Here is a 19,621-nt window from a genome sequence, read left to right on the forward strand (position 1 = left end):
AAGGCAGCTTGGAGTTCATGGCGCAGCGCAAGAAGAAAGGCGGCAAGGGTGGCGATCAGGCGGTCAACCTGGTCATCCGTCGCGAAGAGATCATTGAGGCCGGCCATCACGGCGGGGCCTGGAAGATCGCGTATGCCGACTTCGTGACGGCCATGATGGCATTCTTCCTGCTGATGTGGCTGATCAGCGCCACCACCAAGGCGCAGCGCATTGGCCTTGCCGACTATTTCAGCCAGGCCAACGTGCTCAATCGCGGTGCTTCCGGCGAGGGCAAGCCCTTTGGCGGCAAGACTCCGTTCGACAAGGGGTCGCTCGCATCCGATCTCGGTGCGGTGCGTGTGACCGTCGGGCACAATCCAGTCTCTTATCGGGTGCCGCACACCCCGCAGGGCCGTCAAATCCGTCCCGATCATCCGACCGGGAAGGACATGGTGAATACCTCGCCGGGTTCCGGCCATCAGCCCCGTGCCGACAGCGCGGCATCGTCATCCACGTCCCCTCCCGCAACTGTCTTGCAGAAGCCGCAGCCGGCCGGCTCGGCCGGCTCTGCCATGCAGGGCGCGTTCGGCGGGGTTGCGCCCGGCAATCTCGGGATCGCCAAGCTGAAAATCGCCGGCACCGAGATCAAGAATATTGTGGCACAGGATCCCAATCTTGCCTCGCTGTCCAAACAGATCAGCGTCACCGTCACGCCGGAAGGCCTGCGCATCCAGATCATGGACGCGCACAAGCGGCCGATGTTCGCGTTGGGTTCGTCTCAACCCAACCCCATGACACTTCGACTGCTCACCAAGATCGCACCGATCCTGAGTGGCCTTGGCGATAACATCCGCATCGCCGGCTATACCGATGCGAGACCGTACGTTGCCGGTCCGAAAGACAACTGGGATCTCTCTGTCGAGCGTGCCAACGCGACGCGGCAGGTTCTCGTCAAGGCCGGTTTTCCGAAGCGGCTGATCGCGCGCGTGAGCGGCTATGCCGACCACAAGCTGCTCATCTCATCCGACCCTATGGCGGCTGCCAATCGGCGGGTGGGGATACTGGTGGTGCGTCCGGCACTGCCTCAAGGGGTCAAAACAGCTGGTGCCGCGGCGCCATGACCCGACCGGAGAAGCAATATTCTGGAATTTCGGTGATTTATGCTCACTCTGGGAGGCGTTGCGTTCCTGCTCGTCTGTGTGTTTGGAGTCTTCATCGTAACTGGCGGGGCCATCGTCCCGCTGCTCAAGTCGATGCCCTTCGAACTCATCACGATCGGCGGCGCTGCAATCGGCACGTTTGTAGCCAGCAACTCGATGCACAACATCAAACACACGCTGGTTGGCTTGAAGAAGGTGTTGCGCGGCAGCGCCTTCAAGAAGAACGACTATACCGATCTGCTGTGCCTGCTGTTCTACCTTGTTCGCCTCGCGGCGACACGCGGCGCAATGGCGCTGGAGCCGCATATCGAGCGTCCAGATGAAAGTCCGGTCTTCAAGCATTTCCCCACGATCCTGAAAAATCACGAAGCTACAGGCATCATCTGCGATTATTTGCGGATGGTTGGCATGAATGCTGACGATCCGCACCAGATCGAGGACGTGATGGCCCGTGAACTGCGCAAGACCCTCGCCGAGGAACTGCACGGCGCGCACTCGTTGCAGAACATGGCGGACGGCCTGCCCGCGCTTGGCATTGTCGCCGCCGTTCTCGGCGTGATCAAGACCATGGCCGACATCAGCAAGCCACCCGCCGTGCTCGGCGAGATGATCGGCGATGCCCTGACAGGCACGTTTCTGGGTGTGCTGCTGGCCTATGGCGTGGTTGGGCCGCTCTCCACGCGGCTGCGTGGCGTGGTCGAGGAGGAAGCTCGCTATCTCGAGGTGATACGCGCGGTTCTGGTTGCCCATCTGCACGGCAACGCGCCACAGGTCAGCGTCGAGGTTGGCCGGAAAATGGTACCGAACCCCCTGATGCCGACATTCAGTGAGCTTGAGGAGTCGATCGAATCCCTCAAGATCGCAACCTGATCGTCACGGGAGCAATCACTGGTCCTGGAGCACGACATTCGATCAGATTGGATCGAGTGTTGTGCTCTATCCTATTGATAAACAGAGCACCTTTATCCGATCAGATGGCTCCATCCGATCGGATGTTGCTCTAGCCAGGACCGACGAGATGCCGTTGCATCAGAACCACGTCGATCCAGCGGCCGAACTTGAACCCCACATCGCGGAGCGTGCCGACGCGCTGGAAGCCGAGACTCGCATGCACGCCGATCGAGCCGACATTGTCGGAATCTCCGATCACTGCAAGCATCTGCCGGAACCCTGCTTCGCGCGCTTCATCGAGCAACCGTGCCACCAGCGCCTTGCCCACGCCCTGGCCCCTGACATCCTCGCGGACGTAGACACTGTCCTCGGCCGTGAACCGATAGGCCGAGCGGTCGCGATACTGGTCGAAATAGGCATATCCGAGAATGCCCGTCGCATCCGTGGCGACCACCCAGCTTCGCCCCCTGCCGGTGATCTCGCGGTGCCGTGCTGTCACCGCTTCGAGCGCAGGCGGCACCTCGTCGAACGTGCCGGTCCCTTCCAGCACATGGTGGGCGTATATCGCCTGGCAGGCGGGCAGGTCTTCCAGCGTGGCGGGGCGGATATCCATCGGCGCGATTCCTTGGCAGGTCGGTCCCTGATCCAGCACCGCCGGTTCGGAAACGCAAGACCCGTTCACGGGAGAGAACGATCTATGGCAAATGATCGGATTTTGTGGTAGACAATCGGAAGATGTTTGATTGGATATTTTATTTCGTAACCGGGTGCGTTTTTTGCACCCCGCGGCGTCTTTTATCGGCGCAGCAGACCGGCACGTACGCCCCGGGCGAAAGATCCATCGCAACGGGGAAAGAACTTGTCTGATGCACGATACCAGCGAGCCGATCGACGCTGCGCCGCAGAGCGGCGTGGTGCCTCACGTCCGTATCCTCGCGGTCAGGGCGGCGGCGCGCTTTCACGGGGTCGATCTCGACCCTGAACTGCTGCGCAAGGACGCGGACCCCGCCGCCGCACCCGGGTCTCCCGCCCTTGTCGAATGGGCGCGCGAAGCCGGGCTCTGGGCCCGGGCCATACGGGTCGGTTTCCGCCAGCTCCTCAAGACCGACACGACCGCTCCTGTAATCCTCCTGATGAAGGATGGCGGCGCCGCGCTGATGATCGCCAGCGACCGCGAGCGTGCCGTTGTCCTCCTGCGTGACCCTCGAGCCCCGCAGGGAGCGGCGCCGGTCCCGATCGACGAGTTGCAGCTTGCTCAGATCTGGGACGGTGCGGTGCTGCTGATCCGTGGCGAGCGCGCCGAAGAAGACGCTGATCCGGTCTTCAACTTTTCCCTGCTGTTCCGGATGGTCTGGCACGAGAAGCGCCTCCTGCGCGACATCGCAGTGAGTTCCATCACCCTGACGATCCTGCAGATCATTCCGGCGCTTCTCGTCATGGTCGTGCTCAACAGCGTCATCGAATACCACGCGATGAACACGCTGGCGCTGATGTCGATCATCTTCGGCGTCAGCGTCCTGTGGGAAGCGCTGCTAACCTGGGGCCGGCAGATGATGCTGGTCACGCTTTCGACCAGGATCGATGCCCGGCTGAACCTGATGATCTTCGACCGGCTGATGACAATCCCGATCGAATTCTTCGAGCGCAACCAGGCGGGTCAGATCGCCTACAAGGTTTCCCAGATCTACCGTGTGCGCGACTTCATCACCGGCCGCCTGCTGACGACGTTCATCAACATATTCATGATCGCGCTGGTCCTGCCGATCCTGTTCTACCTCAATGCCTTCCTCGCCTGGACGGTTTTGATCGCCTCGGCAATCATCGCCATCATCATCACCGCTTTCCTCCCCGCGATCGCCCGCCTGACCGGGCGCATCATCGAGGCTGAGAGCGCAAAGGGCGCGGTTCTCGTCGAGAGCCTCTACGGTGTGCGGACGGTAAAATCGCTGGCGCTCGAAAAGGTCCGCGCGGATGATTGGGATGGCCGCGTCGCGCTCACCAGCCGGCTGAACCTGGGAATGGGGCAACTCTCTGCCTGGCCGCAGGTGCTTTCCCTGCCGTTCGACCGCTATGCCACGACCGGCGTTCTGCTGCTGGGCGGCTATGTCGCGCTCACCTCGCAGAACCCGCTCGCCGCCGGATCGCTAGTCGGGTTCATGCTCCTCGGCGGGCGCGTTGCGGGTCCGCTGGTGTCTTTCGCCCGTCTTGTGCAGGATGCGCAGGAAGCCCGCGCCGCCTTTGCCATCGTCGGCGAGGTGCTCAACCGACCGACCGAACGCCGCGCAATGAACACCGGCCTGCGTCCCGCCTTTCGCGGCGCCATCGCGTTCGAGGATGTGACGTTCACCTATGAAGGTGCCAAGACACCGGCGCTGAACAAGGTCAGTTTCGCGGTGCCCGAGGGCACCATGCTCGGCATCGTCGGCCGTTCCGGCTCAGGCAAATCCACGATCACCCGCCTGCTCCAGGGGATCAACCGCGACTATCAGGGGGCGGTGAAGATCGACAATACCGAACTGCGCGAGATCAATCTCCGTCACCTGCGCAAGAGTTTCGGTGTTGTCCTGCAAGACAATTTCCTGTTCCGCGGCTCGGTGCGCGACAATATCATCGCCGGCCGCCCCGGCCTCACGTTCGAGGACGCGATCCGCGCCGCCCGCCTTGCCGGCGCCGAGGAATTCATCGAGCGTCTGCCGCAGGGCTACGAAACCTTTGTCGAAGAAGGGTCTCCCAACCTTTCAGGCGGGCAGAAGCAGCGCCTGGCGGTGGCCCGCGCGCTCATCGCCGATCCACGCCTGCTGATCCTCGACGAGGCGACCAGCGCGCTCGATCCCGAGAGCGAGGCGCTCATCAATGCCAACCTGCTGCGCATCGCCCGCGGCCGGACGATGGTGATCGTTTCCCATCGCCTCGCCTCTCTGGTCGACTGCGACAAGATCCTGGTGATGGATGCCGGCCGGGTTGTCGATATCGGCCGGCATGGCGACCTCATCGAGCGCTGCGACATCTATCGCCATCTCTGGCTGCAGCAGAACCGTCACATGAATCCCGAAGGAGGTCGCCATGCGCCAACCCCGACCCTCGCCCAAGGGGCGTGAGCGCCGGCCGCCTGCCGGCGGCAATCTCGCTCTGGCCGATTCGGCCGCACTGGCGGACATGCCGATGCCGCTTCTGGAATTCCAGTCGCCCACGGCCGCAATCGTTGCCTCGCCGGTCACGCCGGTGGCGCGCCAGACCATGCTCATTGTCACGCTGCTTGTCGCAACAATGCTGGTGGTTTCGGCCGTGGTCCGCATTCCCAAGGTGGTGGCGGCGCCCGGCCGACTCGTCTCCACCTCCGCCAATATCCTGCTGCAACCCTTCGGCACCTCGATCGTCCAGTCGATCGATGTCCATGAGGGCGAGATCGTCCACAAGGGGCAGATCCTTGCAACGCTGAACCCCACCTTCGCCCGGGCGAATTTCCGGGCCCTCAACGCGGAGGTCGTGCAGCTGTCCGCCCAGCGCGACCGCCTTGCCGCCGAAGCCAGTGGCACCACCTACGCCCCCGCGCATCCCGACGCGCCCCAGCGGCTGCAGGCGGCGATCTTTGCGAGCCGCAAGGCCGAGCGCACCTACACGATCGAGAATTTCAACCAGAAGATCGCCGAGCTGCGCATGGTCGTCGCCAAGAACGAGCAGGCGGCCCACATCTATCGCCAGCAGGTTGGCGTCGCGACCGATGTCGAGCATATGCGTAACCAGCTCCAGCACATGCAGGTCGGCAGCAAGCTCAACTCGCTGCTGGCGATGAACGACCGGCTTTCCGTATCGAATTCGCTGTCCGGCGCCGTTGCCACCGCGGCCGCCGGCGAGCGTGACCTCGCCGCCCAGCAGGCCGAGCGCGATGCGTATGAGAAGAAATGGGCTGCCGATGTCGAGCAGAAACTCGTCGAGACGTCGAGCAAACTGATTGCTGCCCAGCAGGACCTCGCGAAGGCCCGGCTGCAAAGCCAGCTGGTGGTGATGCGCGCGCCGCGCGCCGCGGTGGTGCTGACCATCGCCGGTGTTTCGGTCGGCTCCGTGCTGCCATCCGGCGGAAAGTTCATCACCCTGGTTCCGATGGATGCACCGCTGGAAGTCGAGGCCGATATCAGCGGCACGGAATCCGGCCACGTTCATGTCGGCGATCCGGTCACGGTGAAATTCGCCACCTTCAATTATCTGCGCTACGGCACTGCCGTCGGTACGCTGCGTTCGGTCAGTGCGGACAGTTTCAGCCCCGAGCAGCTCCCCGCCGAGGGCACCTCGCCTCTGCCCAACCGGCCGCATGTTCTCTACTACAAGGCCCGCATCTCGATCGACCGGCTCAAGCTGCATGGCGTTCCGTCTGGCTTGCGGCTGACCCCCGGGATGCCGATCACCGCCGACATCAAGACCGGCAAACGCACCGTCCTGTCATATTTCCTGACCAAGCTGCTTCCCGTCGCAACCGACAGCATGCGCGAACCGTGAGGCCGTTGCGGCGATGAAGCTCATCGACCACCTTGTGTCCCGCTCGCCGGCCCGCGCGGTGCGGCGGGCGCGCCGGCTGGCTGCCGGCGGCCAGAGCGTCCGAGCTGCGCGGCTCCTCAGCGCAGCTGCAGCTGCCGGCCTTGTCGAGGCGCAGCACGAGGTGGCTCACGCCTATCTCGCCGGCACCCTGTTTCCCCGCAACCCCGCCGAGGCCGCGCGCTGGTTTCTTGCCGCCGCCGAGGCCGGGCATGTTCCGAGCATGTGCCGTCTCGCCAGCCTGTATCTGATTGGCGTTTCGGCGCCTGCCTCCGGCGTCGGCCTGTTCCCCGACGATCACTGGACGACGGACACCGCCGCCGCGGATTATCCGGCGGCACTCGTCTGGGCCCGCAAGGCAGCCGAGGCTGGCTCCGCCGACGGCCAGTCGCTCCTCGGCTTCATCCTGGCCAACGGCCCCGATGGCATTCTCGACCGGGACGCCGCCCTCGAATGGTATGGCAAATCCGCGGCGCAGGACTGGCCATCCGGCCATCTCGGCTATGGCATGCTGCTGATGAACCGCGCGGATACGGCGGAAAAGACGGTCGAGGCGATCCGGCCGATCGAGCGTGCCGCCGATGCGGGGTTGCCCAGCGCGCATTTCCTGCTCGGTGTCATCAACGAGCAGGCGGTCGGCATCCTGCCCGATCTGCCACGCGCCCTGGCCCACTACCGCAAGGCGGCGATCCACGGCATCCGCAACGCGCAGGCGAAGCTGGGTGTAATGCTGCTGTCCGGGCAGGGCTGCGCGCCGGACCCTGTCGAGGGGGAGTCCTGGCTGCGTCGGGCCGCCGTTGCCGGCGATCCGGAAGCCGCCGCCCTCGTCGGCGACCTCTACGCCCGCGGCGGGGATCTGCCGCCGAACTACGCCGAAGCCGCGATCTGGTTCCACGCCGCGGCCGAAGCCGGCCACCGCACCGCCGCACGCGCCCTCGGCATGCTTTACCTGACCGGCGCCGGCGTGGCGCGCGATGCCGATGAAGCTTCCCGCTGGCTCGCCCGCGCGGCCAGCGGCGGCGATACCGATGCCCAGATCGATCTTGCGAGTCTTGTTCTGCGCCGGCAGGTCCGCAACGCCTCGGTCGATGGTCTGCCGATCCATGAATGGTTCGAACGTGCCGCGAGTTCCGGCGACGCGATCGGCGCGTTCAACTACGCGGTCTGTCTCCTCGAGGGTGTCGGAATCGCCCGCGACGACACGAAGGGGATGACGTGGCTGCGCCGTGCCGCCGACAATATTGTCAATGCCCAGTACCTGTACGGGGTGATGCTGCTTCAGGGCAGGGGTGTCGCCGCCGATCCGGTTGCGGCCTATGAGTGGATCAGCCGCGCTGCTGACACCGGCATGGTCGATGCTCTCGCCGAGCAGGCCGAAATGAAGCTGCATGCCCGCGGCACTTCCCGCGACCATGAGGGCGCGCGCGACATTTTTCTGAGGATTGCCGAAGCCGGCCATTCCGGCGCGATGTTCGCGCTCGGCGCACTGCATGGCGGCGGGCATGACATCCCGGTCGACCGCGCGGCGGCGTTGTACTGGTATCGCCGCGCCGCCGAGGCAGACCATCCGATCGCGCAGCTGATGCTTGGCCGCTGGCTCCGCAAGGGGTTGGCCGGTCCGCCCGATCCGGTAGAAGCCGAAGCCTGGCTGGTCCGTGCCCTCGCCCAGGGCATCGAGGATGCCCGCGCTGACCTCGAAGCCCTTGCAGACGCCTCCGACGCCTCCACGCCTGCCGGGTCAGACCCCGCTTCCGTCCGTGCCGCAGGCGGCTAAGTCCCCCCTTGCGGATATACGCCGCCGCCGCAATGCGGAGGCGGTCGACGCGTGGCGCCGGGCTGGCCTCGCCCTTGCCGCGCGGGATGCCGCTGGCGCGGCATTCTGGCTCGATCGCGTCTGTCGCCTGGCGCCCGATGATGGACGGCCGCGGTTTGAGCGCGCCCTCCTTCTGGCCGCGACCGGGGATTCTGCCGCCCCCACCGCCCTCGCCGAGATCGCCGAGCGCTTCGATCACGCCGATGCATGGATTGCCCTGGCCCGCCTTCGTTACGCCGAAGGCGCGCATGAGGAGGCTGCCGCCGCTCTGGCCGCCCTGCTGTCCCGTCATGAGGTGCCGCCGGTCCTCAAGGACGGGGGCAGTTTCGAAGCATTTGCCCGCGGCATTGCGTTTGGCGCCGGCCGTGCCGGCTGGCGCGGCGCCGCCGGAGGCCAGATCGTCGGCGAAGGTCCGGATGGTGCTGGCCTTCTCGGCGCGCCGGACCTCGTCGCGATTTGCCGCCATGAAGGCGTCGCATTGCCGGCGGGGCAGGGGATCAAGGGCTGGGTTGCCTATCCCGCAGCGGCGTGGCGGGTGCCGCGCCTCACCCTTGTGGATCGGAACGGTGCCCGCCGCACCGTCACGCCAGGTCGTCGCCTCGGCCCTTCGGAGCACATGCCGTTCGGGGAGCGCCATGGCTTTCGCATCGGCCCTGCCCGCCTTGCCGGCCTTGTTCCGCCCTTCACGATCGAGACCGAGTATGGCGGCGTCCTGGCCGGCACGCCGATCGATCCCGCAGCCCTCGCTGCCCTGAAGCCGGACCGGGCTCGCCGGCGCGTTCCCGTCCTGCCATCCCGCGCTTCGCTCTGCGCCGTAATGCCGGCCTATCGTGACGCCGGGGCAACGGCCGACGCCATTGCCACGTTCCGACGTGCGGCTCCGCGATGCCCGCTGGTTGTGGTGGATGACGCATCGCCTGAACCCGCGCTTGTTCGCCTTTTGGATAAAGAGGCCGCTGCCGGACGCATCGTGCTGCGACGCCACCGCCGCAACCGCGGTTTTCCCGCTGCCGCCAATGCCGGCATCGCCATTGCCCGGCGCCTTGCTGCCGGCTGTGACATCCTGCTGCTCAACGCCGACATCCTGCTGCCGCCATCCGCCCCAGCTCGACTGCATGACGCGCTGTATCGCGCCCCCGATATCGCCAGCGTCACGCCGCTCTCGAACGAGGCGACGATCATGAGCTATCCGGCCCGTACGGGCGGCAATCCCGTACCCGACGAAGCCGCGACCGTTGAGTTCGACGCGCTGTGCCGCCGCACCAATGGGCGCACCCTGATCGACATCCCCACCGCTATCGGTTTCTGCATGGCGATCCGTCATGACGCTCTGGATGCCGTCGGCGGGTTTGACGCCACGCTTTTCGCCCAGGGCTATGGCGAGGAGAACGACTGGTGCCGCCGCGCGGCGCGCCGGGGATGGCGTCATGTCGGCGCGCCCGGAATTTTCGTCGCGCATCGCGGCAGCGTATCTTTCGGGCCAGGTGCGGCGGGCCTGCGCGCCCGTAACCTCGCGCTGCTCGAGCGCCGTCATCCTGGCTATGCCACGCTGGTCGCCGCACATGAGACGACGGATCCGCTGCACGGCGCGCGGCGGCGCCTCGATATCGCCCGCTTCGCCGCCGGGCGTTGCGGACGCGGCGCCGTGGCGCTGGTCACCCATGATCATGGCGGCGGCATCGCCCGTGTCGTCGACGCTCGGGTGGCCGCACTGCGGGAGGCGGGGCTGCGGCCCATCCTGCTCAGCCCAGACCTGGTCGGTCCTGACGGCACGATCAGCAAGACCGGCCCCACGCGCCTCGCCGATGGCAGTTCCGCAGCCTATCCGAACCTGACGTTCGACCTCAGCCGTGAAATGGCCGGGCTGGTCGACCTGCTCCGCCGGGAAGATGTGCGTCACGTCGAGTTCCACCACACGCTCGGGCATGCACCGGCGATCCGCACCCTCGCAACGCGCCTCGGCGTTCCGACCGATCATGTGGTTCACGACTACTCCCCCTTCTGCAAGCGGGTTCATCTCGTCGGCCCGCATCGCCGCTATTGCGGCGAGCCCGATGCTGCGGGCTGTGCCGATTGTGTCGCCACCGCGGGCAGCGATCTGAACGACCCGATCGCACCCGCGTCCCTGCGCGCCCGATCGGCCAGGGAGTTCGCCACCGCGCGGCAGATCATCGTGCCTTCCGCCGATACCGCTGCCCGGCTGCGCCGCCATTTCCCGGGGATCGCCATCACCATAAGCCCATGGGAAGACGATGCCGGCCTGCCGCCGCCGGCGCCGCCGCCCCGTGGCGTGCCCCGCCTGGTCGCGCTCGCGGGGGGGATCGGCGCGCCCAAGGGGTATGACCTGCTGATCGACTGCGCGCGTGACGCCGCTGCCCGCGACCTGCCGCTTTCCTTCCTGCTCGCCGGGGCAAGCGAGGACGACACCGCGCTGATCGCCACCGGCCGGGTGCGTATCACCGGAACATATCGCGAGGGCGAAGCGCAGGCGCTGCTGCGCGGTTCGGGTGCCGTGCTGGGCTTTCTTCCCTCGATCTGGCCGGAAACCTGGTGCTTCGCCCTGGGCGAGCTCTGGCGCGCCGGCCTGAACGTCATCGGGTTCGATATCGGTGCCCCTGCCGATCGGATCCGCGCCACCGGCTGGGGTGCCGTGTTGCCGCTCGGCCTTCCGCCGGCTCGGATCAACGATGTGCTCCTGACCTGGCAGCCGCCGCCCCGGACCATCGGTGCCCCGGCGCTGCCATCGCCTCTTTTCCGACCGTTCTGACCATGGAGAGACCCAGAATGTCCAAGCCGTCCAAGCCTTTGGCGCCTGCCCGCAAAACCCCTTCCCGCGCCGCCGCGCCAGCCGCGCCGCAGCAGCAGGCTGCCCCGGACCCCACCAGCGCGCGTGCCGCGGGGATCGAGGAACTCAAGGTATCCGCGCATATGATGACGCTGGATGCCGGTCTGTTCTGTCTCGTCAACGAGGCCAGTCCCGGCGCTGCGCAGCGCGGCGGACTGCCGGGCGTGCGGATTTCGCCGCCGCCGCAGGCACCCGATACCGTCGAAATCCTCGCCTTTCGCCCGGATGGCTGGCTGTCCGGCGTGGGTGACGCTGCCCTCATCCGTGTGTCGCGCGGCCCCGCCCAGGTGATGGTGACGGTCTACCAGCAGGCCGGCCAGGCCGATTCCGCTCCCCGGTTACAGGTTCTGCGCCTTGCCGGCGGCGCCGCTGCGCCGGCTCCCGCGCCTGCCGTCTCCCAGCCTGCCACGCCGGCCGCGCCGGAACGCATGGATCTGCTCGCCCATATCCAGACCCGCGGCGATGTCGGCGCCCGCTTTGGCGACTGGCTGGGCGAGGCGGGGTCAGGCGCCTGGATCGAAGGCATCGCCATCGCGGCACCCGAGGGATTCGATCCGGCCGATCTGTCGTATCAGGCGGTGCTCGGCCGCGGCTGGCTCTCGCCCTGGGTCGATGCTGGCCAGTATTGCGGCAGCCGCGGCATGGCTCTGCCGCTGCTCGGCTTCCGCGTGCGCCTGCAGGGCGAGGCAGCCAAGCAGTTCGACCTGAAATGCGAGGCCAGCTTCGTTGACGGTTCCAAAGCCGGTCCGCTCGGCAGCGATGAAACCTGCGAGGCGGAGAGCCTGTCAGCCCTCGAGGCCGTGCGCATCACCCTGCTGCCCCGACAATCGGCGAAATCAGCCACGCGCGCCCGCCGCTGACTGGGGGAGTGACGTGAAGTTCCTTTTCGTCCACCAGAATTTTCCGGGCCAGTACCTGCACATCGTGCGTGATCTCCTGGCCGAGGGCGGGCACGAGATCGTGTTCATGACCGAACCGAACCGGAATCAGATATCCGGCGTGCGCAAGGTCACCTATGCTTTGCCGCCCCAAAGCCCGGACATCGTGCATCCCGCCGCCCGCGAATACGACATGGCGATGCGCCGCGCCGAGGCCGGCTATGCCGGGGCGATGCAGATCCGCAACCTCGGCTTCCAGCCGGACATCATCGTCGGCCATCACGGCTGGGGGGAGATGCTCAATCTCTGCGATGTCTTTCCCGGCGTACCGATTCTTGGCTATTTCGAATTCTATTACCGGATCGACGGGACCGACGTGAATTACGATCCCGAATTCCCGATGCCGCCCGAGCGCTTCGGCATGGTGCGGGCGAAAAACGGGGTGAACCACCTCGCCTTCGCCCTTGGCCAGCATGGTCAGACCCCGACCGACTGGCAGCGCAGCACCTACCCCGACTGGATGCAGGGGCGGTTGTCCATCGTGCGCGAGGGGGTCGATCTCGACATCTGCCGCCCCGATCCGGCGCAGCGTCGCCGCACGCTCAAGGTCGGCCCGCTCAGCGTCTCGCCACGGCAGAAACTCGTCACCTATGTCGCCCGCAATCTCGAGCCCTATCGCGGCTATCATACCTTCATGCGCGCCCTGCCGCGCATCCTCGAAGCCCGCAAGGACGTGGTGGTTTCCCTCGTCGGCGGTGACGAGATCAGCTATGGCGCGCCGCCGCAGCAGGGCACCTGGCGCAGCGTCATGATGAACGAACTTGGCGACCGGATCGACCTGTCGCGGGTGCATTTCCTTGGTCGCGTTCCCTACGAGGATCATGTCGCGCTGCTCCGCCGGTCGGACGCGCACGTGTATCTGTCATATCCCTTCGTCGCGTCCTGGAGCCTGCGCGAGGCGATGGCGATCGGCGCGCCCATCATCGGCGGCGACACCAGAACCATCACCGAATTCATCGATGACGGGCAGACCGGACTGGTTGCCGGGAATCTCGACCCCGATTCGGTGGCGGACAGTGTGCTGCGTATGCTGGAGGAGCGCGATCTTGCCGCGCGCCTTGGCGAAAACGCCCGTGCCTATGCGGTCGCGAATCTCGATCTCGCCCAGTATCTGCGTGATTTCCGCGCCGAGATGGCCCGCATCGCCGGCCGTGAGATCGTGCCGGAGGTGCGTTCGCCGCGCTCTGGCGCCAAGCCTGCGCGCGTCGCGAAGGTCGCCAAGGGGAAGCCAGCCGATGCGAAAGCTTCCCCAGCGAGGCCGACCGCCGTAAGGAAAGCGGCGGCCGCGAAGCCCCGGGCGGCCGCGCACCGGCGCTGAACCTCCGGGCGGCAGGAGTCCGCGATGCAGGCCAAGCCTGACGATGTCATGGTGATCGACCATCCGCTGGTCGCGCACAAGCTGGCCCTGCTGCGCGCCGCGGCAACGCCAACCGGCGATTTTCGCCGGCTCGTTCGCGAGATCAGCCTGCTGATGGGCTATGAGGTGCTGCGCGATCTGCCGACCGAGCCGGTCCATATCGAAACGCCGCTGGAACCGATGACGGCCCGGCAGGTTTCCGGCAAGAAACTCTGCTTCATTTCAATCCTGCGCGCCGGCAATGGCATTCTCGATGGCATGGTCGATCTCGTTCCCTCGGCGCGGATCGGCCATATCGGCCTCTATCGCGATCCGGTCTCGCACGAGCCGATCGAATATTACTTCAAGGTACCGGACGACATGGACCAGCGCCTGACCGTGGTGGTCGACCCGATGCTCGCCACCGGCCATTCGGCGGCGGCGGCCCTCGCACGGCTGAAGCGGGCAGGAGCGGGGGCGATGAAGTTCGTCTGCCTGATCGCAGCCCCGGAAGGCATCGCCGCGCTGCGCGCCGCCCATCCCGATGTCCCGATCTTTGCTGCGGCGATCGACCGGCAGCTCGACGAGCATGCCTATATCCGCCCTGGCCTTGGCGACGCCGGGGACCGTCTGTTCGGCACGAAATGACCAGCAAGATAGAGCACGGCATCCGATCCGGATGGATCGGAACCTGCTCTATTCCATGACCGCCATTTCCGGCTTTTCCACCGTTCCGGCCATGGCGGCGCGCGGCGGGCGGCGCATCAGCAACAGGCAGAACATGGTTGGAATGCTCACGATCATCATGAACTTGAACGAGTCGATGAACGAGATGATCTGCGCCTGCTGGTCAAGGGTTGCGTTGAGCAGCGCGGCGCCGGCATGGGTGAGGGGATTGAGCATGTGCGATACCGCGCCCCCAACCTGAAGGTTGCGGCTGAACGGTGTCACGTGGTCGGCCAGTGTCGCGTGGTTCACCTGCGCCATCTGCACCTGCACCGCCTCGGTGACGGAAATACCGACCGCCATGCCGATATTGCGCATCAGGCTGAGCAGCGAAGTTCCCTGTGTGCGCAGCGCCTGCGGTAGGGTGTAGAAGGCGACCACCTGAAGCGGCGTGAACACGAAGCCGAGCCCCATTCCCTGCACGATCAGCGTTTCGATCATGTAGCCCTGCGGCGATGATGGCAGCCATTGCTGCATCATCCAGAAGGAAATGACGAGCAGCGCAAAGCCCGCCGCCATCAGCGCCCGCGGGTCGATCTTGTTGGCCAGCCGCCCGGCCAGCATCATCGCCCCCATCGTGCCGATGCCGCGAGGCGCCATCACGAGGCCTGCGGTCTCCACCGGGTAGTTGCCGAGCTTTTCCAGGAAGGGCGGCATCAATGTTGCCGAGGAGAGCAGCACCGAGCCGACCGCGAACATGGTGATCAGTCCGGCATTAAGGTTGCGGTCGGCGAACACGCCGCGCGGGATGAACGGCGCCTTCGCCGTCATCATGTGGACGATGAAGAGGTAGAGCCCGATGACAGCCAGCACCGCGAAGGTGACGATTTCCGGCGAGCCGAACCAGTCCTTTTCCTGCCCGCGGTCGAGCATGATCTGCAGCGAGCCGAGAAAGAGCGACAGCACGGCAAAGCCGATCCAGTCGAAATGCCCGCTTGCCGGCCGCTTCGCCCGCTTCGGCATGAAGGCGCCGAGCGCCAGCAGGGCGGCGATGCCAAACGGCACGTTGACGAAGAACACGTAGCGCCAGTCATAGAAATAGGTGAGATAGCCGCCCAGCGTCGGCCCCAGGATCGGCCCGATCATCACGCCGACGCCCCAGATCGCCATTGCCGAGCCGCGCTTCTCGACCGGGTAGATGTCCAGCATGGTGGACTGGCTGAGCGGCACCAGTGCTGCGCCGAACACGCCCTGCAGCAGCCGGTCCAGTACCATCTCGCCGAGCGAGGTGGCAACGCCGCACATCATCGAGCTGACGGTGAAGCCGATCAGCGAGATCAGGAAGATGTTCTTTCGCCCATACTGCGCGGCGAGCCAGCCGACCGGCGCGGTCATGATCGCGGCGGCGATCACGTAGGAGGTCAGAACCCAGGTGATCTCGTCATACGAGGCCGAGAGCGAGCCCTGCATGTAGGGCAGCGAGACGTTGGCGATGGTCGCGTCCAGCGCCTGCATCAGCGTGCCGATCATGCAGCCGATCGTCACGATCGCTCGTGGCAGCCCGCTGAGCTGCATTTCCTCCTCGTGCGCAGCCGGCCCTGCCATGGTTCAGCGCTCCTCGGTCAATCCGGCTCAGAACAGGTCCGCAAGCCGGTTCTGATGCCCGGTATGGATCGTGATCTCGGCGGTCATGCCGTTGCGCAGCACGAGGTTCTTCGGCCCGCCGGTAATGTTCACCCGCAGCGGAATGCGCTGCACGACTTTCACCCAGTTGCCCGAGGAATTCTCTGCCGGCAGGATCGAGAAGCTCGATCCGCTGGCCGGCGCGATGCTGGCGACGACGCCCTGCCAGGTCCGGCCCGGATAGGTATCGACATGCACGCTCACCTTGTCCCCCGGCTTCACCCAGGTCAGCGAGGTCTCCTTCGGCTGCGAGCGGATCCATACATCCGTGTGCGAGACCAGGGCAAAGGCGGCGGTGCCGGCCGGCAGGAACATGCCCGGACGCAGCTTGTCGGTCTCGGTGACCACCCCGGCGAAGGGCGCGCGCACGATGGAATGGCGGTAGTTCAGCTCGGCGGTGGCCAAAGCTGCCTTCGCCGCCTTGTATTGCGGCGTGTCTTCCACCTTGATCTTCGGATTGCCCGACAGTTTCGCGAGATCGACCCCCGCCTGCGCGGTCATCGCATCCAGCGTCGCCTCGTCGCCCTGGAGCTTGTATTTCGCATCGTCATATGCGGTGCGCGTCACGCCGCCGGTATGCACCAGCGCGGCGTAGCGCTTGAAGTTCAGCCTGTCATTATCGACCACCGATTGCTGGGTGCGGATCTTGGCGATCTCGGCACTGTACCCGGCCCGCGTTGCCTCGACCTGCTGGGTGACCTCGGCGAGATTGGCCTTGGCCTGCGCGATTGCCATCTCGAAGCGCGAGGGATCGAGGGTGAACAGCTTCTGGCCCTTCGTCACCGCCTCGTTGTCGTGAACATCGATGGTTTCCACCAGGCCCGACACGTCGGTGGACAGCGCCACCTTGCCCGCCTGGACATAGGTGTCGGTCACGCTCACCGTCCCACCGCTCACCAGCCAGTAGACAAGGATGGCGCCGAGGATCACCGCCACGCCGCCGATCATGAGCAAGGGCCGCAGCATCCGGCCCGAGCGGCGACTCCGCGTCGCCCCCTCGCGGGTCTCGGCCTCGCGGGCCACAGGGCCGGTGGCTGTACTCGTATGGGACATCAAACCATCTCCTGTTCGGCGTCTGCCGTGGTATTTTCGGAAGGCGCGTCGCCGGCCATCGTGCCGTGATCTGCCGCGCCGGTCTCGTCATGTGTCGCGGCCCCGCAGCGGCCCGCGCCGAGCAGGGTCGCCTTGATCCGCAGCAATCCCGTAACCAGCGTGTCCATCGTCTCGGGCGCGATGCCGTTGCCGATCAGTGCGGCGACCGCGCCGCGCTGGGTTTCGATCTCGGCGAGGAGCGGCTGCGCCGCTTCGGTCAGGTGCAGGCGCCAGATCCGCCGGTCACGCGGGTCGGCCCGCCGCTCCACTAGGTTGCGCGCCGCCAGCCGGTCGGTCAGCCGCGCGACGCTCATCGGCTCGACCTCGAGCAATTCGGCCAGATCCTTTTGCGACAGGCCGGGATGGCGGGACAGCTTGATCAGCATCGCCCATTGCGCGCGGTTCATGCCGTGCAGCCTGGCGCGGCGATCGGTTTCGAGCCGCAGCAGCCGCGCCACATCGTGCAGCAGCAGTAGCAGGTCGGGTTCGGTGGGCAATTGGGACATAGCACCTGAGATAGTAAGGTGCGTTACGAGTAAGTGCTACTGCCGCAGTTCTGCGTTTTTCGCAGAGGCCGGTCCCCGTTTCATGCCCTTGCGCGTCCCGCGCCGGGTTCGGGTGCTCACCCAGCCAGCGCTTCGTGCAACACCGGAATGGCGCCGGTCATCATGATCTGTACGCCGATTCCCAGCAGGATGAACGCCGCGAGCCGCGACAGCACGCGCCGCCCGTTCGCGCCGAGAATCACGTCCAGCCGGTCGGCCGCCGCATAGCTGATCCAGGTGATCGCCGCGATCGCGATTGCCGCGAGCGACATGCCGGCGAAGAACGCGCCGAGCGGCGTGCCATAGGCGCCGCGCTCCGTCCCCAGCGTCACCGCGACCGCAATGGTTCCCGGCCCGGTGGTGAAGGGCAGGGTGAGCGGAAAGAATGCCATCGAGGCGATATCGTCCGGGTCCTGGTCCGGTGCTGGCAGGGAACTGGCCGCCTGTGCCTGTTTCCGCGCCTCGGTCACTTCCGGTGCGTTCAGCATCTGGAACGCCCGGCTCGCCACCACGGCGCCGCCGGCCAGTCGCAGGGCGTTCAGTGTGATGCCAAAGAAATTCAGGATATAGCTGCCTGCCCAGAGCGAGACGAGCATCACCGCGGCGCTGTTCAGCCCTACCTTGCGCGCCAGCGTCGCCCGCACCGGCCGGCTCGCATTGCTGGTGATCTCGTTGAAGATGATCGCCCCGGCCAGCGGATTGACGATCGACAGCAGCGCCGGAAACCCGAGCAGGAAGGCGTGCAGCCCAGGCCCGAACAGGCTCAAGCTGGCAGTTCCCGCACGGCGATCGCGGCGAACAGCGCCGCGCCGAGCGGGATGATCGCATCGTTGAAATCGTAGCGCGGATGATGCAGCGGTACCGCGCCGCGCGCGCCATCCGCCTGGCCGATGCGGAAGAAGCAGCCCGGCCGCTCCAGCGCGTAGAAGGCGAAATCCTCTCCACCCATCGAGGCGGGCATGGTGGTCCGCACCTGCGAGGCGCCAACCACCGCCCGCGCGGCCTCGGCGAAGGCGGAAGCGGCGGCGGGATCGTTGACGACCGGCGGATAGCCCCGCTCGTAGCCCACCTCCACGCCCACGCCGGCGGCGGCGGCAAGGCCACGCACCAGGACGGGGATCTCGCGCGCCATCTGGTCCTGCACCTGCGGCGTCAGCGTCCGCACAGTGCCCGAGAGTGTCGCCGTTTCGGGGATCACGTTGGTGGCGCTGCCGGCATGGAAGGTACAGACCGAGACGACCGCCGATTCGAGCGGTGCAACATGCCGGGCCACCAGGCTCTGCAGGCCGACCACGATCTGCGCCCCGGCGACGATCGGATCGATCGCCTGGTGCGGCCGGGCCGCGTGCCCGCCCTTGCCGCTCAGCCGGATCATCAGCGTGTCCGACGCCGCATTCACCGTGCCCGGGGATGCCGAAACCACGCCGATCGGCAGGAGCGGGTCGTTATGCGCGCCGAACACCGAATCGAAGGGGAAGCGTTCCAGCAGCCCGTCCTCCAGCATTGCCCGCGCGCCGGCGCCGCCTTCCTCGGCAGGCTGGAAGATGAAATGGATGGTGCCGGAAAACTGCCTTGTCGCAGCGAGGTAGCGCGCCGCGGCAAGCAGCATCGTGGTATGCCCGTCATGCCCGCAGGCATGCATCGTCCCCGGCGTGGTCGAGCGCCAGGGCGCATCGCCCGCCTCCTCGATCGGCAGTGCATCCATGTCGGCGCGCAGCGCGATCGCCCGGTTCCCGGACCCCGCCCGCAGCGTGCCGACGACCCCGGTGCCGCCCACACCGGTGGTGACGTCAAGGCCGAACGCCGTCAGCCGTTCCGCCACCAGCGCCGCGGTGCGGCGTTCCTGGTAGCCGAGTTCCGGATGGGCATGGAAGTCGCGTCGCCAGGCGGAGAATTCCGGTGCCCAGGCCAGGAGCTGCTCGTCGATCGTCATGGCGCGAAGAATAAGGCCAAAACCACGGCGCCGTCACCCATGCCGCGATTTTCGCTCCGACCCGCGCCGGCGAGAGGTTTCATGCGCCTGACGTATGGGTGATAGGTATTCCCGCCCCGTTATTGCGGTGCAGCAAACGGTCTATATGGAGGGTCAGACGGAGCGAGGCTCCGGAATAGCAAGGCTGAAAAGCCAGATCAGAAAGGAAGA

15 protein-coding genes are annotated in these 19,621 nt (G+C 66.3%); 9 read left to right on the forward strand and 6 right to left on the reverse strand.

The window, feature by feature from the left end:
* The first annotated feature begins 17 nt into the window (after positions 1-17).
* The gene (locus B7Z76_RS00435) at positions 18-1,100 is read left to right on the forward strand and encodes a flagellar motor protein MotB (RefSeq protein WP_174503121.1); all 1,083 of its coding nucleotides are present in this window, start codon (positions 18-20) and stop codon (positions 1,098-1,100) included.
* Positions 1,101-1,139: 39 nt separating this feature from the next.
* Positions 1,140-2,009: a flagellar motor stator protein MotA gene (gene motA / locus B7Z76_RS00440; protein WP_174503120.1), complete on the forward strand. Its 870-nt coding sequence runs from the start codon at positions 1,140-1,142 to the stop codon at positions 2,007-2,009.
* A 130-nt stretch (positions 2,010-2,139) separates the two neighbouring features.
* Here the strand turns inward: motA and B7Z76_RS00445 are convergent, their stop codons facing one another.
* Entirely contained in the window at positions 2,140-2,643 is a 504-nt protein-coding gene (locus tag B7Z76_RS00445; RefSeq protein WP_174503119.1) for a GNAT family N-acetyltransferase, read from the reverse strand.
* Between the two features lie 253 nt (positions 2,644-2,896).
* Between B7Z76_RS00445 and B7Z76_RS00450 the strand changes: the two genes are divergently transcribed.
* From B7Z76_RS00450 to upp, 7 genes are read left to right on the forward strand one after another with little or no spacing between them, the layout of a single operon-like run.
* On the forward strand, positions 2,897-5,128 hold the full coding sequence (locus tag B7Z76_RS00450) for a peptidase domain-containing ABC transporter (protein ID WP_291341646.1): 2,232 nt from the start codon (positions 2,897-2,899) through the stop codon (positions 5,126-5,128).
* The gene (locus B7Z76_RS00455; protein ID WP_291341647.1) at positions 5,094-6,524 is read left to right on the forward strand and encodes an HlyD family type I secretion periplasmic adaptor subunit; all 1,431 of its coding nucleotides are present in this window, start codon (positions 5,094-5,096) and stop codon (positions 6,522-6,524) included. The genes B7Z76_RS00450 and B7Z76_RS00455 overlap by 35 nt, the downstream gene beginning before the upstream one ends.
* A 13-nt stretch (positions 6,525-6,537) precedes the next feature.
* Complete coding sequence (locus B7Z76_RS00460; RefSeq protein ID WP_291341648.1) at positions 6,538-8,334, forward strand: tetratricopeptide repeat protein; 1,797 nt, start codon at positions 6,538-6,540, stop codon at positions 8,332-8,334.
* Positions 8,318-11,140: a glycosyltransferase gene (locus B7Z76_RS00465; RefSeq protein ID WP_291341649.1), complete on the forward strand. Its 2,823-nt coding sequence runs from the start codon at positions 8,318-8,320 to the stop codon at positions 11,138-11,140. The genes B7Z76_RS00460 and B7Z76_RS00465 overlap by 17 nt, the downstream gene beginning before the upstream one ends.
* Positions 11,141-11,157: 17 nt before the next feature.
* On the forward strand, positions 11,158-12,078 hold the full coding sequence (locus B7Z76_RS00470; RefSeq protein WP_291341650.1) for a hypothetical protein: 921 nt from the start codon (positions 11,158-11,160) through the stop codon (positions 12,076-12,078).
* A gap of 13 nt (positions 12,079-12,091) precedes the next feature.
* Positions 12,092-13,474, forward strand: coding sequence for a glycosyltransferase (locus B7Z76_RS00475; RefSeq protein ID WP_291341651.1), 1,383 nt, complete (start codon positions 12,092-12,094; stop codon positions 13,472-13,474).
* 24 nt (positions 13,475-13,498) lie between these two features.
* A complete protein-coding gene (gene upp, locus B7Z76_RS00480) occupies positions 13,499-14,140 on the forward strand; it encodes a uracil phosphoribosyltransferase (protein WP_291341652.1) in 642 nt (213 codons plus the stop codon).
* Positions 14,141-14,188: 48 nt separating this feature from the next.
* Here the strand turns inward: upp and B7Z76_RS00485 are convergent, their stop codons facing one another.
* From B7Z76_RS00485 to B7Z76_RS00505, 5 genes are all read right to left on the reverse strand, one after another.
* On the reverse strand, positions 14,189-15,763 hold the full coding sequence (locus tag B7Z76_RS00485) for a DHA2 family efflux MFS transporter permease subunit (protein WP_291341653.1): 1,575 nt from the start codon (positions 15,761-15,763) through the stop codon (positions 14,189-14,191).
* Positions 15,764-15,790: 27 nt separating this feature from the next.
* The gene (locus B7Z76_RS00490; RefSeq protein WP_291341654.1) at positions 15,791-16,894 is read right to left on the reverse strand and encodes an HlyD family secretion protein; all 1,104 of its coding nucleotides are present in this window, start codon (positions 16,892-16,894) and stop codon (positions 15,791-15,793) included.
* On the reverse strand, positions 16,894-17,439 hold the full coding sequence (locus tag B7Z76_RS00495) for a MarR family winged helix-turn-helix transcriptional regulator (RefSeq protein ID WP_291341655.1): 546 nt from the start codon (positions 17,437-17,439) through the stop codon (positions 16,894-16,896). The genes B7Z76_RS00490 and B7Z76_RS00495 overlap by 1 nt, the downstream gene beginning before the upstream one ends.
* 116 nt (positions 17,440-17,555) lie before the next feature.
* Complete coding sequence (locus B7Z76_RS00500) at positions 17,556-18,245, reverse strand: MarC family protein (RefSeq protein ID WP_174503108.1); 690 nt, start codon at positions 18,243-18,245, stop codon at positions 17,556-17,558.
* On the reverse strand, positions 18,242-19,411 hold the full coding sequence (locus B7Z76_RS00505) for an amidohydrolase (protein ID WP_291341656.1): 1,170 nt from the start codon (positions 19,409-19,411) through the stop codon (positions 18,242-18,244). Before B7Z76_RS00505 ends, B7Z76_RS00500 begins: the two co-directional genes overlap by 4 nt.
* Positions 19,412-19,621: the final 210 nt, after the last annotated feature.

This window comes from Acidiphilium sp. 20-67-58, assembly GCF_002255515.1.
Lineage (GTDB): Bacteria > Pseudomonadota > Alphaproteobacteria > Acetobacterales > Acetobacteraceae > Acidiphilium.

What these genes read in the sequence shown, in the direction of transcription:
- B7Z76_RS00435 (WP_174503121.1), top strand. Translation starts at nt 18, where the DNA reads ATGGCGCAGCGCAAGAAGAAAGGCGGCAAGGGTGGCGATCAGGCGGTC.
- motA (WP_174503120.1), top strand. Translation starts at nt 1,140, where the DNA reads ATGCTCACTCTGGGAGGCGTTGCGTTCCTGCTCGTCTGTGTGTTTGGA.
- B7Z76_RS00445 (WP_174503119.1), bottom strand. Translation starts at nt 2,643, where the DNA reads ATGGATATCCGCCCCGCCACGCTGGAAGACCTGCCCGCCTGCCAGGCG.
- B7Z76_RS00450 (WP_291341646.1), top strand. Translation starts at nt 2,897, where the DNA reads ATGCACGATACCAGCGAGCCGATCGACGCTGCGCCGCAGAGCGGCGTG.
- B7Z76_RS00455 (WP_291341647.1), top strand. Translation starts at nt 5,094, where the DNA reads ATGCGCCAACCCCGACCCTCGCCCAAGGGGCGTGAGCGCCGGCCGCCT.
- B7Z76_RS00460 (WP_291341648.1), top strand. Translation starts at nt 6,538, where the DNA reads ATGAAGCTCATCGACCACCTTGTGTCCCGCTCGCCGGCCCGCGCGGTG.
- B7Z76_RS00470 (WP_291341650.1), top strand. Translation starts at nt 11,158, where the DNA reads ATGTCCAAGCCGTCCAAGCCTTTGGCGCCTGCCCGCAAAACCCCTTCC.
- upp (WP_291341652.1), top strand. Translation starts at nt 13,499, where the DNA reads ATGCAGGCCAAGCCTGACGATGTCATGGTGATCGACCATCCGCTGGTC.
- B7Z76_RS00485 (WP_291341653.1), bottom strand. Translation starts at nt 15,763, where the DNA reads ATGGCAGGGCCGGCTGCGCACGAGGAGGAAATGCAGCTCAGCGGGCTG.
- B7Z76_RS00490 (WP_291341654.1), bottom strand. Translation starts at nt 16,894, where the DNA reads ATGTCCCATACGAGTACAGCCACCGGCCCTGTGGCCCGCGAGGCCGAG.
- B7Z76_RS00495 (WP_291341655.1), bottom strand. Translation starts at nt 17,439, where the DNA reads ATGTCCCAATTGCCCACCGAACCCGACCTGCTACTGCTGCTGCACGAT.
- B7Z76_RS00505 (WP_291341656.1), bottom strand. Translation starts at nt 19,411, where the DNA reads ATGACGATCGACGAGCAGCTCCTGGCCTGGGCACCGGAATTCTCCGCC.